We start from the raw sequence: 16,253 nt of genomic DNA on the forward strand, positions 1-16,253 counted from the left end.
CTTTGCGTTTGGGTTTCAATGAATATAAAAAAGAACTTTTTAGACGGTTGGGTGATAAACAAATAAGCATTAAGTCGATTCGCATGTCACTCAGTGCTGTGACTGACTTAATTAAACCCATTGGCATGGGCGATGAGTTTGAACAGCAACACATTGATCAACACTTGATTAGAAAGCCTGGTCAGAAGGCCAACCTAACTGGCTTTATAAATTTCATTAATAATTGCAATAAGCTTGATTTGAAATTGAGGGTGGATGAGAAAAAGGCCAATGCTTATCGAAAAGGCAAATTGCAAAAGAAGCTCGTTGACTTGATGAGTGAAGATGATGATCGGGCAGTGGAAAGGAAATGGCTGTTATATGGACTTCAGTATTTTCATAGTTTACCTATGAGAATCGCAGGTAGCTCACTTAAAAATGGAGTAATTGATGATGTTGAAGAAGGTATTTTTGTTAATTGGAATGATAAGAAATATTTTATACCTAACAGGGAAGGCTTGTCAGAAACTGACATTTAATGATTAAGTGGAATTTTAAAGGATCATTCGCAGAATTAATTAACAGGTGCTTAAAACAACGCTATATATAGCTATAAACAAAATTATTATGTTTGAGTGAAATCAAATAATATTGACCCAAGTCAAGTTGTTCGATAATCAAATGCTTAAATTATTGAACTTTATTGAAGGTTATGTATCATATAGCCTGTATGAATCAATTAATTAACAAGTCAAACGCAAAAATACAAGGCTTAGCTTTGGCGATTGTATTGCTGTTCTCTATCGGGCAGTCAATGGCTTTTTATAATTCATGCGAAATGGATTCATCAGACCACAGTGTTCATCAAAATGTTGAACATGTGTCAATGGCTGTTGATTCAGACCCCGGCTCTATGATGGTCGTTTCTGACTCATCAATGCAGAACATGGATGATGATTGTTGCCAAAACAATTGCATGTGTCCTCAAAGTGCATGTTCATCAGCTAACTTAATCTCGTATGCACCCAGCAAATTACTATTTTACAGTGATTCACACTCTGAACTAATGGCTAAAAATAGCATTACTTTAGACTATTTCTCAAACTCCCTATACCGTCCTCCAATCTCCTGCTAATACAGGATACTTGCGTCTAAATTAAGTCGGAATATCCCTTGGAATGTTTTAGTCAGGGGTAATAACCCCTATTGTCAAAATCCGTTAACTTCCAACTGAGGTGGTTGACATCAATTAACTAACTATTGGTCAGTTAATTAAGTACCCATAGGGGGTAACATGTTAAAAAATAAAGTATATCTGTTGGTATTGATATCAACTGTTCTTATCATTTCGGGCTGCCAAGCTTCCAGTGGAGCTTCAGATTCTGAAAGTGAAGCTCAAGGCATAGAGCTTAGGGTTTTTAAGTCTCCTACTTGTGGCTGTTGTGGAAAATGGATTGACCACATGAATGAAAGTGGTTTCAATGCAATTCATAAAAACACCCAATCACTGTCATTTATCAAAAATAACTACGATGTGCCTAAAAATCATCGATCTTGTCATACCGCTGTATCTAAAGATGGGTATGTCTTTGAGGGTCATATCCCCGCCAAATATATTGATCAATTTCTTAAAGAAAAACCTGAAAAGCAACTAGGTTTAGTCGTACCAGGAATGCCAGTTGGAAGTCCAGGTATGGAATATCAGGATAAGTTTAGTCCCTACACAATAATGGCTTTTGATAAAGAGGGTAATTTAACTCCCTTTGCAGAGGTTTCATCATATATGGAGCAGTTTTGATGACAACTTCAAAACGCTTGTCACTACCAACCTTAGCAATCTTGCTTGGCATGCAAATTTCTACTGCTGCCGTACCTAAGTATGAGAAGGCAAGATTATTCATAAATCCACTTAGTTTCCCGCTAAACAAGCCTAGTACAAGTGGTTCAAAGGAGTATAGCTACTTTAGAAAGGCTCTCAGCGGTCTAAATAAGTCCTTTACAAACTTAATTTCCTTAAGGAGCAATTCAATGGATAGCAAAGTTAATAAAAGCCGCCGAAACCTACTGTTAAGCACTGGTGCTGTAGGTGTGATAGGTGCAGGCTTCGTATCTGTGCCTTTTCTTAAATCATGGCTGCCATCAGAGCGCGCCAAGGCATTTGCGGGGCCAGTGAAGGCCAATATCTCCAAGCTGGAGAAAGGTCAAATGTTAAGTGTACTATGGCGTGGCCAGCCTATATTTATTGTCAACAGAACAGATAAGCAAACACAAGTTCTGGATTCTTTGAATGGACGATTAAAAGATCCCTTATCAAGGTCCAGTATACAACCAAAATCTATTGAAGGTTTATACCGGTCAAAGAAAGACAGTTTATTGGTGGTTATTGGTATTTGCACTCATTTGGGCTGTGTTCCTAAGTATTACCCGGATTTAGTCCCGCAACAGTTTGACAAAGAATGGAAAGGCGGTTTTTTCTGTCCTTGTCACAGTTCAATGTTTGATATTTCAGGTCGAGTTTTTAAGGGCTCACCAGCAGGCCGAAACCTAGATATACCAGCTCATGTGTATTTGGATGATCACACAATTGAAATTGGAATAAATGAGGAGCAAGCATAATGAAAAAGATCAAGAATTTAAATGATGCTAGGAACTTTTCAGTTCGATTTTGGAGTTCATTAAATTTAATTACCTTTGTTGTACTCGCGCTTACAATTAACACAGCTGGTGCCAGTGACTTTGAATCTAATAGACCTCTTACCATGAATCATGCAATTGATTTAGGGCTGAAAAACGACCCATGGTTAAAAGGCAATGAGCATTCACAGTTTGAGGTTGAGTCAATGGCTATTTCAGCTGGACAGCTTCCAGATCCAAAGATCTCTTTGGGAGTGGCAAATATTGGCGCTGACAATTTTGATTTCGGGCAAGAGCCAATGACCCAATTTAAAGTTGGGTTTTCACAAATGATACCCAGAGGAAAAAGTCTGTCTTTGAGACAAGAAAAGCTTAACACCTTGGCCAAACAGTTTCCCCATCAAAGAGAAAATAGAAAAGCCCAACTGGCCTTACAGATTGGTAAGTTGTGGCTTAGTGCTTATCAGGAACAAGAAAGTATTCGATTGATTGAAAAGGACAGGTCCCTATTTGAGCACCTTGTAGATGTGGCTGAGGCAAGCTATTCATCAGGTAGGGGTAAAACTCGACAGCACGATATAGTTCGGGCTCAGCTTGAGCTAACACGTTTAGAAGACAGGTTAACCATGCTCAGCCAAAATTTAGAGGCCAACCTTAAACAATTGAGTGAGTTCATAAGTGGGTACTATCTTGATCAATACACTCAATACTCAGGTGATTACTGGACAGGTGATATCAAATTAGCTGGCAATCTGCCTGAAATTAAACTGATGTATCAAGGTAAATTGGACTTAAGTTCGCAAATACCTACAGAAATATTATTAGAAATGTTTGTGAGTCACCCAGCAGTGGATGCCTTAAACATGAGAATCAAAGCAGAGGAAGTGAATGTAGAACTGGCTGAGCAAAAGTATAAGCCAGCATGGGGCTTAAACGCCAGCTACGGATATAGAGATGATGCTGATAACAACATGTCCAGAGCTGATCTGTTTTCAGTGGGAATCTCATTTGATTTACCTATTTTTACAAAAAATCGTCAGGATCAAGATCTAAAAGCGGCAGTCTCTTCTTTAGATTCAATTGAGACACAAAAGTGGCAGTTACTCAGAAAATTGATGTCTTCATTTGAAACTCACAAAGCACAATTAATTCGTCTCAATCAAAGAAAAGAGCTGTATGCCAATCAATTATTACCCCAAATGAATGAACAGGCAGAGGCATCTTTAACAGCTTATACAAATGATGATGGTGATTTTGCCGAAGTTGTCAGGGCAAGGATTGCTGAACTAAATGCTCAAATTGATGCTTTGAAAATCAATGTAAGTATTCAAAAAACAATTATCGAATTAAATTATTTATTTATGGATGATGCTGGCGCAATTGCTGCTTCAGTTCCGGAGAAAACTAATGACCAATAATACCAAGCAAACCAAAGGAATAATCATAGGATTAATTATCGGTATCCTACTCACCTTTTTATTCAATATGTTCTTTATGGAAGGATCCATTGATGGAGACTCATCCAATCAATCTGGCAGCAAGAATGATCCACTTTATTGGGTTGCACCTATGGACCCTAACTACAGGAGAGATAAACCCGGCAAATCTCCAATGGGAATGGACTTGATTCCTTATTACGGTGATGACGGTGATTCCAGCGAATCAGGTGTTGGCACTATTAAAATTTCGCCAGATGTTGTTAATAATCTAGGTGTCAGAACTGTTCAGGTTAAAAGGCAATCCATTCATACAGAGATCAAGACTGTTGGTTATGTTCAATATGATGAAGATTCGCTTGTTCATGTACACCCAAGAGTCGAAGGGTGGATTGAGAAATTACATATCAAAGCAGGAGGTGATCCCGTCGAAGAAGGTGCGCCACTGTATGAAATTTACTCTCCAGAATTGGTCAATGCACAAGAAGAGTATTTACTGGCCTTGGGTCGCAAAAATGTAAGGTTGATTGAAGCGGCCAAGATGCGACTCGAATCACTGCAGCTTTCTAAGCGCCATATAGATCAGTTAAAAAGCACCAGAAAAATAGCACAAAGAGTTACTTTCTATGCCCCTCAAAGTGGCGTTGTTGATAACCTGAATATCAGAGAGGGTAACTTTGTTAAACCTGGAAATACAATCATGTCAATAGGATCATTGGATGAGGTATGGGTTGAGGCTGAGGTTTTTGAAAGACAAGCTAATTTACTCAAACTGAACCAAAAAGTTACCATGACACTTGACTTCATTCCTGGAAAGAAGTGGATAGGACAAGTTGATTATATCTATCCAACCTTGGATGCTAAAACAAGAACATTAAGAGTAAGACTAAGGTTTGAAAACCCTGATGGGGTTTTTAAGCCTAACATGTTTGCTCAAGTTAATATCCATTCATATAGCATGGATGATGCAGTTCTAATTCCAACCGAAGCTGTCATCAGGACAGGCAATTCAAACAGAGTTGTACTGGCATTGGGAGAGGGTCGGTTCAAATCCATCAATGTTGGTATCGGTCGATATTATGAGGAATATGCTGAAATCACCGAAGGTTTGACTGTTGGAGACGAAGTTGTCGCATCTGCTCAATTCTTATTGGATTCAGAGTCGAGTAAAACATCAGATTTCAAAAGAATGGAAACCAGTCTTGATAGACCACAAAGCGTTTGGGTTGAAGCCCTGATTAATAGCGTGATGCTAGATCATAAAATGATTAATGTAACTCATCAGCCAATTGACCAATGGGATTGGCCTGAAATGACTATGGACTTTATTACTACTTCAGATGTTGATTTGGGCGAGTTAACTGAAGGTGGCACTGCTCATATTCAAATTGAAGAAATAAAGGAGGGTCAATATAGGGTTACAGGTATTCATGTCCCTTCCGGGAATGATGATGGCGAAATTGATCATTCAGGCCATGATATGAATGGTTCACAAATGGACGATTCAGAGATGGATCACTCACAAATGGATCACTCACAGATGGACGATTCAGAGATGGATCACTCACAGATGGATCACTCACAGATGGATCACTCACAGATGGATCACTCACAGATGGATCACTCACAAATGGATCACTCACAAATGGACGATTCTCAGATGAATCATAGCAATCATCAAATGAAGGGGTCAAAACAAGAAAAGGATGATAAGGACTCTGATGGCGAAGACAACGGGGACAAGCAATGATTGAAGCAGTAATCAAGTGGTCAGTTGGCAACAGGTTTTTTGTGTTGTTGGCGACATTTATGCTTGTAGGCTTTGGATTGTTCTCTTTAAAGAATACACCTGTAGATGCTTTGCCAGATTTATCTGACGTTCAAGTAATCATAAAAACAACCTATCCAGGCCAAGCACCACAAGTGGTCGAAGATCAAGTTACATATCCTTTGACTACGGCCATGTTGTCTGTTCCAGGAGCCGTAACAGTTAGAGGCTATTCATTTTTCGGAGACTCATATGTTTATGTAATTTTTGATGAAAAAACTGATCTCTACTGGGCTCGTTCAAGGGTGTTGGAATATTTAAGTCAAGTTGCACCATCATTGCCGGCAAACGCAAGGCCACAATTGGGCCCGGATGCTACAGGAGTTGGTTGGGTCTATTTATATGCTTTAGTAGACAGGACAGGTAAAAATGATATTGGCCAGCTTAGAAGCCTACAAGATTGGTTTTTGAAGTATGAATTGCAAACAGTTGCTGGCGTGTCTGAAGTGGCAGCATTAGGAGGTATGGTCAAACAATATCAAGTCAAAGTGTACCCGGATAAGTTGCGTGCATTAAACATTCCACTCTCGCACATACAAATGGCAATACAGAGGGGTAACCAAGAAATAGGAGCATCGGTTGTAGAAATGTCCGAAGCTGAATACATGGTTAGGGCAACTGGTTATATAGAGAATGAAGATGATTTAAGAAACATCCCGCTTGGTACGAATGTAAATGGCACTCCTTTGCTATTAAAAGATGTGGCAGATATCGGGCTGGGCCCACAAATGCGAAGGGGAATTGCTGAACTCAATGGTGAAGGCGAAACAGTAGGTGGCATTATTATCATGAGATATGGTGAGAATGCTCAGAAAACGATTGATGGAGTTAAAGCCAAACTGGAAGAGTTGAAGCTTGGATTGCCAGAGGGCGTTGAAGTTGTTCCTGTTTATGACCGCAGTGCTCTGATTGAAAGAGCTGTAGATAACCTTTGGATTAAGTTACTTGAAGAGTTTGCTGTTGTGGCACTGGTTTGCATGATCTTTTTGTTTCATGTCCGCTCATCTTTGGTTGCTATTTTATCCTTACCTGTTGGCATTCTAACCGCATTTATCATCATGTACTACCAAGGTTTGAATGCCAACATCATGTCTTTGGGAGGCATTGCGATTGCAATTGGTGCGATGATTGATGGCGCCATTGTGATGATTGAAAACATGCACAAACACATGGAAAGGACAAAAGTGACTGCTGAGAACCGGTGGAAAATTGTGGCTGAATCTGCCAGTGAAGTTGGCCCGGCTCTGTTTTTCAGTTTGCTTATCATTACAGTCAGTTTTGTACCCGTTTTCACTCTTGAGGCGCAAGAGGGACGAATGTTCTCCCCACTGGCTTTTACAAAAACTTATGCCATGGCTGCATCAGCTGCATTGGCAATCACATTGGTACCTGTTTTGATGGGGTATTTCATCAGGGGCAAGGTACTTCCTGAGCATAAAAATCCAGTCAATAGACTACTAACAGCAATATACCTTCCTCTTTTAAAACAAGTATTACGGTTCCCAAAATTGACACTTGTTTTTGCGTTGTTGGTGCTATTGGCTGGCTTTTGGCCAGTAAACAAGATAGGTAGTGAGTTTATCCCTCCCTTGGATGAAGGTGACTTGATGTATATGCCTACAACGTATCCGGGTATCTCTATCGGTAAGGCTCGAGAGCTATTACAGCAAACAGATAAATTAATTAAAACTGTTCCTGAAGTGGAGACTGTTTTTGGCAAGGTTGGCCGAGCTGAAACGGCAACTGACCCAGCACCATTAACAATGATTGAGACATTTATTCAGTTAAAGCCACGGGATCAGTGGCGTGAAGGTGTTGATACCGAAAGCCTTAAAAAGGAACTTGATGCGTTAGTCAAACTACCAGGTGTTACTAATGCCTGGGTAATGCCGATTAAAACCAGAATTGATATGTTAGCAACGGGTATTAAAACGCCTGTGGGTATAAAAATATCAGGTCCCGAGCTTAATGAAATCCAAGGAATTGGTAAACAAATTGAGGAGATACTAAAAGACGTACCAGGCACAGCATCTGTGTATTCGGAACGTGTTGCAGGTGGACGATACATTAAGGTTGATATTGATCGTGAGAAGGCGGCAAGATTTAATCTAAATATTGCCGATGTTCAGCAGGTTATAGCCTCAGCCATTGGTGGCATGAATGTTACCCAAACGGTTGAAGGCCTTGAAAGATATCCAGTAAATATCAGATACCCTCAAGACTACAGAAACTCACCTGAAAAGCTATCACTGTTGCCCATCGTTACACCAAGCAATCAAAGAATTGCACTTGGTGATGTTGCTAATATTATTGTTGAAGATGGTCCTCCTGGTATCAAGAGCGAAAATGCCAGATTGAACGGGTGGTCATTTGTCGACATTGAGGGAGTTGATGTAGGTACATATGTTGTCGAAGCTCAACAAGTTGTAAAAAATCAACTTGATTTGCCTGCAGGTTACTCAATCAGTTGGTCTGGGCAATATGAGTACATGCTGCGCGCCAAAGAAAAGCTGACATATGTTATTCCTTTGACTTTAGGGATCATCATTATTCTTCTATTCATTAACTTTAGAAACTTCACAGAAGTTGCCATCATCATGGGCACGCTTCCTTTGGCGATGGTTGGCAGTGTGTGGTTAATGTATTTGGAAGGTTTTAACTTTTCTGTGGCAGTAGGTGTTGGCTTCATCGCTTTGGCTGGTGTCGCTGTAGAAATAGGTGTGATTATGCTGGTCTATCTCAACCAGGCTTATCAAAGCATGATTCATGACTGTAATAAAGACCAAACCAAACCAACTATTGAGGCACTGAAAAAAGCTGTGACTCAAGGCGCTGGGATGCGTGTTAGACCCGTCATGATGACTGCTGCAGCCATTATTGTTGGCTTATTACCCATTTTATATGGAACAGGTACTGGCTCTGAGGTTATGAGTAGGATTGCAGCTCCCATGGTTGGAGGAATGATCAGTGCTTTGATTTTAACCTTGTTGGTATTACCTGTTGTTTATTATCTGTGGCGCTCTCGTGCCATTAAAAATCAATCTTTAACTGAGGAAAAATTATGAAAATTAAAAGTTTATTTGTTTTAACACTGTTGTTATTCAGTGGTGTTTTGTTGGCACACTCCAATATAAAAAGCTCTAGCCCATCAGATGGTGAAATGCTCAATGAAAGTCCAGAGATAATTTCACTGGCGTTTCTAAATCCGGTGAAATTAATCAAATTAAAGCTAGTTGGTTCAGACCAAAAGGAGGTTAAAACGGATTTCAAACCATCCATGAGTGATCGTTCAGAATACAGAATTTCCCCAGAAAAATTGCCTGATGGCGAATACACAGTTTTCTGGACAATTATGGGTGTAGATGGTCACAAGATGAAAGACGAGTTTAAGTTTAAAGTGATGAATATGTCGAAAGATGAACATCATGATGGACATGATCACTGATTGAGGCATTGACTGTAATGGAACCAACTACTTGGAATATATTTGCCCTGATTTTTAAATTAATCATTTACTTGGGCTTTGCTAATGCCATAGCTTTGCCAGTTATTACAAACTGGGCTGGCTTTAATAGCAGCGTTCTCAAGAAAACTAAATTATTGTTGTTTAAATCAACATTGTTGGTTCTATTTGCGGTAGTTGGTTATTTCTTTATTCAAGTTGGAATCATGTCTGAGTCCGGTATCAAAGGTATGTTCGATTCCTTCATGATTCAGCTTGTATGGAATTCATCCATTGGAATAACAACCCTCTATCGCCTCTTAGCAGTTGGATGTATTTTAATTATTGCAAACTCTAGGAGAGACTATAAGGTCTCATTTATATACGGGCTCAGTTTAATTTTTATCGGACTTTCGTTTTGTTCATCTGGGCATGTTTCAGAACTTTCATACTTACCAAGATTCTCTATTGCAATTCACGTTTTAATTGCGCTTTGGTGGATGGGCTCACTTTACCCTTTGCTTTTATCTTGTAAGCATTCAACCACTAAAAACCTATCAGAACTTATGCATAAATTTGGGCAAATAGCTGTGTTTTTAGTTGGCATATTAATTATTGCGGGAGTTTATTTAGCATTCGAGTTAACCGATAGCCTCCAAGAGCTCACCACAACCAGATATGGACAGTTGTTATCTGTCAAGATCATTCTGGTTTTTCACATTCTTTTACTTGCAGCTTTTCATAAATTCATTGTTGTTCCCAGTCTTTTGAAGAACAAAGAATCAAGGAGTTCTTTAGTTGCATCAATAAAGGCAGAGTTTGGTATAGGAGTTGGGATACTGGTTGTAACAGGCATTTTAACCACATTATTAGGACCTGGTCATCATGGGTGACAGGCCATTTTTTAGGAAATTTATATTATGAAATCAAAAATATTTACCTCAGTACTATCAGTTTACTTAACCTTTTTTTCACTAAGTGCGTTAAGTCACAGCAACAAAAATGATGAGCCTATTAATCCTTTGTTTACGGGTTTAGGTACAAAAGCTGCCAAAGTAGTCACCCAGTTTCATGAGGCTTTAAAGGCAGGCGATGTCAAGTTAGTCAATTCTTTGCTCAGTAAAGATGTTTTGATCTATGAGTCCGGGAACGCAGAGAGATCTTCTCTTGAATATGTCTCAGGTCATCTACTCTCGGACATAAAGTACTTATCCAGTGTTCAATCTGAACTCATCGAGCATCAAGTCAAAGTCAATGGCAATATTGCCATCTCAACCTCTCGCTCAAAAGTCTCTAAGGCAGGTGCTGGTAAGGCAAGTGAGCGTATTTCAATGGAAACCATCGCAGTTTCAAAAATTGACGGTAAATGGCTTATTACACACATTCACTGGTCTTAAAAACAGGAGAAAATCATGTCAAATAAAATTATCACACTAACACTTCTTTTCATCAGCACATTACTTTATGCAAGTGAAGATGACCAAAAAATCAAATCAATTATCAATGAGATTAAATCTGGTTGGGAGAATGGAGACGGTACCCCATTCAGGAATAATTTTCTAGATTTTGAAGGAGCAAGATACATCGAATCAGGTGGCCAAAATGAAGGTTTATCAGATCTGGTTGAGCACCACGTAGAACCAGAAAAGGATGCGTTGAAATTTTTATCATTGAACTTCTCAGACATTGAAATTAATTATGAAGGTGATTTCGCTTGGGCTATTGCCAATACCAGAGTCAAAGGTGAGGTATCTAAGTCAGGGAGGATAATAAATAAAAAAGGTTTTCAAACCTTTCTATTCAGGAAGGTGGCAGATGATTGGAAGGTGGTTCATACACATTCATCTTCTAAAGATGTGAAATCTGAGAGTCATGATGATCATAAACATTAACAGCTAGAGGCTGAGGTGTTGACCTATGTGTTGCACATAGGAGTATTCTTCAAAAAAGCAATGTTAGGAGATTGAAATGAAAGTTAGCGAAGTAGCAAATTTATTAAACACAACAGCAGAAACCGTTCGCCATTACACCCGTATTGGGTACTTAAAACCTGCTGTAAACAAGTTCAATGGATATAAAAGTTACAGCAAAAAAGAGCAGCATAGACTGTCATTCATTTTAAGTGCCAGGCAGCTAGGATTCACTGTAAAGGATATTGGAAAAATACTATCAAAATCTGATTCTGGCAACACGCCATGCCCGATTGTTCGAGAAATAATCGAAACAAGAATACACGAATCCAATTTGCTTTTTGAGAAGGCATTAGCGCTTAAGACGAGGATGGAGTCTGCAGTAAAGAAATGGAATTTAGAACCAGATGTTGCCCCAACAGGGCTAATGATATGTCACTTAATCGAGAATTTTGATGAGTAAAGAAAAGTTAAACAAAACTAAGGAGAAGAATATGAAAGATCCAGTATGTGGAATGCAAGTTACTGAGCATTCAGATTTTCATTTCAACTATGAAAGTGAGGATTTTTATTTCTGCAGCGAACGTTGTTTAGATAAGTTCTCGAAAGACCCTGAAAACTATACCAAAAGTAGTTGTTGTGGTCATTGTGATGAGCCTGAAGATTCAAGTCCAAAAGAAGGTGGTAATCCTGATGCTGTATATACCTGTCCAATGCATCCCGAGGTGGAACAAGTAGGACCTGGTAGTTGCCCAAAATGTGGTATGGCTCTTGAACCCAAAGACATATCCTTAAACTTAAACGAAACTAAATACACATGTCCAATGCATCCGGAAATCATCCAAGATGAACCTGGGAATTGCCCTATTTGTGGTATGACTCTGGAGCCTACGGTTGTTCAAATTGATGAAAAAAATCATGAATTGGAAGATATGTCCCGCCGTTTCAAATACAGCGCTATTTTATCGGTACCGGTTTTCATATTGGCAATGATTACAGATGTTTTTCCCCAGTGGTTACCAGATGCCATATCAATGAGAATGTCTCAATGGATACAGTTTGTGTTGGCAACGCCCGTTGTTCTATGGGGAGGGTGGCCTTTTTATGTCAGAGGTGTTCAATCTGTTATTAACAAAAACCTCAATATGTTTACCCTGATAGGTTTGGGTGTCTCCGTTGCCTGGGCTTACAGTGTTGTTGCTATGTTGTTGCCAGGCATATTCCCTAAAGCCATGTTGCATGAAGGAACCATCATGGTTTATTTTGAGGCTGCTGCTGTTATTACTGCTTTGGTGTTGTTAGGACAAGTTCTGGAGCTAAGAGCGCGTTCTCAAACCAATGCTGCCATCAAATTATTGCTGGGTCTTGCCCCTAATACTGCCAGAATTATTAAAGATGACGGTGAAGAAGTAGATATTCCACTTGAACAAGTACAAGTTGGTGACAAGTTGCGAATCAGGCCAGGTGAAAAAATTCCAGTTGATGGAACCGTCTTGTCAGGAACATCATCAGTAGATGAATCAATGGTTACAGGAGAGCCCATACCTGTTAGTAAAAAAGAAGGCGATCACCTTATTGGCGCTACAGTAAATTCATTGAGCTCACTTGTTATGAGTGCTGAAAAAATTGGTTCAGATACTTTGCTCTCACAAATAGTCAAAATGGTTGCTGATGCCCAACGCTCCAAAGCACCCATTCAAAAAATGGCAGACACAGTATCTGGTTACTTTGTTCCCGTAGTCGTTGTGATTGCCATAATAGCATTCATTGTATGGAACACCGTTGGTCCAGAACCGCGATTGGCCTATGCATTGGTTAATTTTGTTGCAGTACTTATCATTGCCTGTCCTTGTGCCTTGGGGCTTGCCACACCAATTTCAATTATGGTTGGAACAGGAAGAGGTGCACTTGAGGGGGTCCTTATCAAGAATGCTGAGTCTTTAGAGATTATGGAAAAGGTTAACACCCTGGTGGTTGATAAAACCGGTACCTTAACCATGGGCAAACCTAAATTGATTAATGTCATTCCAGCTGAAGGATTTGATGAAAAAGAACTTCTTCAATGGGTTGCATCGATTGAAAAACAAAGCGAACACCCATTGGCTGAGGCCATAGTGGAAGGGGCTAAAGAGCAGGATGTTTCGTTAGTTGATGTTGAAAACTTTACCTCTGTTACAGGGAAAGGCGTCACAGCTGAATTAAATGATAAAAGCCTTGCTTTAGGCAACAGCAAAATGATGCAGCAGGCAGGTACTGAAATAGGAGAGTTCTTTGGGCAGGCTGATCAGTTAAGAAGCGAAGGCCAGACAGTTATGCTGTTTTCTGTTAATCAAAAACCAGCAGCTATGGTCGTGGTCGCTGATCCTATCAAAGAATCAACGCCTCAAGCGATTGAGCAATTACACAAACAAGGTATCGAAGTTGTGATGTTGACTGGTGATAACGCCACCACCGCCCAAGCGGTAGCTTCAAAACTATCAATAGATCGAGTAGAAGCAGATGTATTACCAGAGCAAAAGGCTCAAATTGTTAAACAACTGCAGTCTCAAGGCAAAGTTGTAGCTATGGCTGGTGATGGCATCAACGATGCGCCTGCCCTGGCTCAGTCACAAGTTGGCATAGCTATGGGTACGGGTACTGATGTGGCTATGGAAAGTGCCGGTGTAACCTTGGTCAAAGGAGATTTAAGGGGCATTGTAAAAGCGATTGCACTGAGTCGTTCAACCATGAAAAACATCAGACAAAACCTTTTCTTTGCATTCATTTACAACGCATTGGGCGTGCCGGTAGCTGCCGGTGTGCTCTATCCGTTTTTCGGCATTTTACTCTCTCCAATCATTGCTGCTGCAGCCATGAGCTTTAGCTCTGTCTCAGTGATTTTGAATGCATTGAGGCTGAAAAAACAAAAGTTTTAATTTTTAACAACAGAGGACTAACTATGGCTGGCTTATTTTCATTACTAATATTTGCTTTGTTTTTTTACTTAATGATGCGTTTTGGTTGCGGGGCTCATATTGCACATGGGAATCATAATCCCGATGAGCACGATCATGAAGCGACCGAGAAGAAAGTATTCATTGACCCAATTTGTGGAACAAAAGTTGAAGATGACGAAGGTTATGGAATGTTACACGAAGGTAGGTTGTTCAGGTTTTGCAAAAAAGAACATTTGGATGAATTTGATCAAAACCCGGGTAAATATATCAATCAAAATCATTCAGGAGAACTATCATGAATCACAAAATATCTTTAAAAGCTGTTGGTCATGCAACCAGTATTCTATTGGCTGCAACATTCACCATATGTGTAATATTTGATCTCATTTTTCCAGATCACGCCATGTACAAATCATGGATTCAATTGTTACCTGGTGTTCAATGGATTTCATGGCAAAGTTTCTTTTTGGGTTTAATTGAAACTTATGCTTATGGCTGGTATTTCGCATTGATTTGGGTACCGCTATATAACTACTTTAGCAAGAACCCAAACAAAAAATCTTAAAGGTTTGACGTGAAAAGAGCATACGACACATTATCTGCAAAGTTGGTGGGAATACATTCTCACCAACCCATCGTTTATATGAGGGAGGATTGTCATATCTGCCAATCTGAAGGCTATAGAAGCTTGGTAAGACTTAAGTTAACTCACCTTTCTCACCAAGTAATTGCAGAGCTACACGTTGTAAATAATGATTTTCTTGAAGAAGGATTGATAGGTTTGAATAAACGTGCATCAGATTTATTACATGCAAAAGATTCAAGCGAGATTACCATCTCACAAGCTCCACCAGTATTGTCAATGTCTGAAGTGAGAGGAAAGATTTACAACCAACCATTCACATTCGATGGATTAAAAGCGCTCATTAGTGATATCAAGCACGGTTTTCTAACAGATATAGACATTGCCAGTTTTATCAGTATTTGTGCTGGAGGTAGGTTGAATGATGAGGAAATCATTTGGTTAACTAAGGCTATGGTGGAAAGTGGTCATCAGATGACTTGGCCAATGGATGTTGTGGTTGATAAGCATTGTATTGGTGGCATACCTGGCAATAGAACCACTCCAATTGTTGTATCAATAGTGGCATCTTGCGGTCTATTCATGCCTAAAACCTCATCTCGCGCGATTACATCCCCAGCTGGTACAGCAGATGCTATGGAGTCCATAACTGAAGTTAATATCAGCATCAATAGAATGAGGACAGTATTGCTAGAGGCCAAGGCATGTTTGGCCTGGGGAGGTAGCGTTAACTTAAGTCCCGCTGATGACATACTGATTAGGGTTGAAAAAGCACTGAATATTGACAGTGATGGCCAACTCATAGCATCTGTTTTATCCAAAAAGATTGCAGCAGGATCCACTCATGTACTGATTGACATACCAGTCGGTGATACTGCAAAGGTCAGAAACAAAGAGGATGCCCAAAGACTAAGTGAACTGATGATTAACACAGGTAAAGCGCTGGGTTTAAAAGTGGAAACAGTCATTACAGATGGAACCGCGCCTATTGGCAATGGAATTGGCCCTACTCTCGAAATGAAAGATGTTCTCATGGTCTTAGAAAACTCATTTGATGCACCTGAAGACTTGAAAATCAAGTCTTTGAACCTCAGCGCAAAAATCATCGAAATGTCAGGAATCACTGAGAAAGGTCTCGGATTAAAAATGGCTGTGCAAGCTTTGGTGAGTGGAAATGCGCTTAAGAAGTTTCGGCAAATTTGTATGCTCCAAGGTGGGATTAAAGAATTAGGACATGCCTCCTATACCCAAAATATTTTAAGTGATGAGTCTGGGGTGATTACTCATATTGATAATCGCCTTATTGCAAGATTAGCGAAGTTGGCAGGCGCACCTGATGCCAAAACAGCAGGCTTATTTATGCAACAAAGGCCTGGGAGAAAGATTATGAAAGGAGAAGTATTAATGACAATTCATACTGAATCTAACGGGCAACTTAAATATGCCATGAATTTCTATAACCAAAATAAACAAATGATCAGAGTTGGAGATAAATTATGAGGCCG

General features: G+C 39.7%; 16 protein-coding genes. All 16 read left to right on the top strand.

All coding sequences use genetic code 11. The features are described 5' to 3' along the window. The first annotated feature begins 2 nt into the window (after positions 1-2). Positions 3-518, top strand: coding sequence for a hypothetical protein (locus FET73_RS14505; RefSeq protein ID WP_179952316.1), 516 nt, complete (start codon positions 3-5; stop codon positions 516-518). Positions 519-709: 191 nt separating this feature from the next. Further along, a complete protein-coding gene (locus tag FET73_RS15115; RefSeq protein ID WP_179952317.1) occupies positions 710-1,114 on the top strand; it encodes a hypothetical protein in 405 nt (134 codons plus the stop codon). 159 nt (positions 1,115-1,273) lie between these two features. Then, positions 1,274-1,777, top strand: coding sequence for a DUF411 domain-containing protein (locus FET73_RS14510; protein ID WP_154224687.1), 504 nt, complete (start codon positions 1,274-1,276; stop codon positions 1,775-1,777). A gap of 230 nt (positions 1,778-2,007) precedes the next feature. Beyond that, positions 2,008-2,595: a ubiquinol-cytochrome c reductase iron-sulfur subunit gene (petA, locus tag FET73_RS14515; RefSeq protein ID WP_154224734.1), complete on the top strand. Its 588-nt coding sequence runs from the start codon at positions 2,008-2,010 to the stop codon at positions 2,593-2,595. Then, on the top strand, positions 2,595-4,031 hold the full coding sequence (locus FET73_RS14520) for a TolC family protein (protein WP_154224688.1): 1,437 nt from the start codon (positions 2,595-2,597) through the stop codon (positions 4,029-4,031). The genes petA and FET73_RS14520 overlap by 1 nt, the downstream gene beginning before the upstream one ends. Continuing rightward, positions 4,021-5,799 (top strand): efflux RND transporter periplasmic adaptor subunit, encoded by a 1,779-nt coding sequence (locus tag FET73_RS14525; RefSeq protein WP_154224689.1) that lies wholly within the window; start codon positions 4,021-4,023, stop codon positions 5,797-5,799. Before FET73_RS14520 ends, FET73_RS14525 begins: the two co-directional genes overlap by 11 nt. Next, on the top strand, positions 5,796-8,942 hold the full coding sequence (locus FET73_RS14530; RefSeq protein ID WP_154224690.1) for an efflux RND transporter permease subunit: 3,147 nt from the start codon (positions 5,796-5,798) through the stop codon (positions 8,940-8,942). The genes FET73_RS14525 and FET73_RS14530 overlap by 4 nt, the downstream gene beginning before the upstream one ends. Beyond that, on the top strand, positions 8,939-9,322 hold the full coding sequence (locus tag FET73_RS14535) for a copper resistance CopC family protein (protein WP_154224691.1): 384 nt from the start codon (positions 8,939-8,941) through the stop codon (positions 9,320-9,322). Before FET73_RS14530 ends, FET73_RS14535 begins: the two co-directional genes overlap by 4 nt. A gap of 17 nt (positions 9,323-9,339) precedes the next feature. Beyond that, complete coding sequence (locus FET73_RS14540) at positions 9,340-10,212, top strand: copper resistance D family protein (protein ID WP_154224692.1); 873 nt, start codon at positions 9,340-9,342, stop codon at positions 10,210-10,212. A gap of 27 nt (positions 10,213-10,239) precedes the next feature. Continuing rightward, a complete protein-coding gene (locus FET73_RS14545) occupies positions 10,240-10,716 on the top strand; it encodes a YybH family protein (RefSeq protein ID WP_218944359.1) in 477 nt (158 codons plus the stop codon). A 15-nt stretch (positions 10,717-10,731) separates the two neighbouring features. Further along, the gene (locus FET73_RS14550) at positions 10,732-11,211 is read left to right on the top strand and encodes a YybH family protein (protein ID WP_154224693.1); all 480 of its coding nucleotides are present in this window, start codon (positions 10,732-10,734) and stop codon (positions 11,209-11,211) included. A gap of 76 nt (positions 11,212-11,287) precedes the next feature. Continuing rightward, positions 11,288-11,692, top strand: coding sequence for a MerR family transcriptional regulator (locus FET73_RS14555; protein WP_154224694.1), 405 nt, complete (start codon positions 11,288-11,290; stop codon positions 11,690-11,692). Positions 11,693-11,723: 31 nt separating this feature from the next. Then, positions 11,724-14,144: a heavy metal translocating P-type ATPase gene (locus FET73_RS14560; protein ID WP_218944360.1), complete on the top strand. Its 2,421-nt coding sequence runs from the start codon at positions 11,724-11,726 to the stop codon at positions 14,142-14,144. Positions 14,145-14,167: 23 nt separating this feature from the next. Further along, positions 14,168-14,464 carry a YHS domain-containing protein gene (locus FET73_RS14565; RefSeq protein WP_154224696.1) on the top strand — a complete coding sequence of 99 codons (297 nt, stop codon included), beginning with the start codon at positions 14,168-14,170 and terminating at the stop codon, positions 14,462-14,464. Further along, a complete protein-coding gene (locus FET73_RS14570; RefSeq protein ID WP_154224697.1) occupies positions 14,461-14,730 on the top strand; it encodes a DUF5676 family membrane protein in 270 nt (89 codons plus the stop codon). The genes FET73_RS14565 and FET73_RS14570 overlap by 4 nt, the downstream gene beginning before the upstream one ends. Positions 14,731-14,739: 9 nt before the next feature. Continuing rightward, entirely contained in the window at positions 14,740-16,248 is a 1,509-nt protein-coding gene (locus tag FET73_RS14575) for a thymidine phosphorylase family protein (protein WP_343032296.1), read from the top strand. The last annotated feature ends 5 nt before the right edge of the window (positions 16,249-16,253 follow it).

It is taken from the genome of Marinicella rhabdoformis (assembly GCF_009671245.1).
Classification (GTDB): domain Bacteria; phylum Pseudomonadota; class Gammaproteobacteria; order Xanthomonadales; family Marinicellaceae; genus Marinicella; species Marinicella rhabdoformis.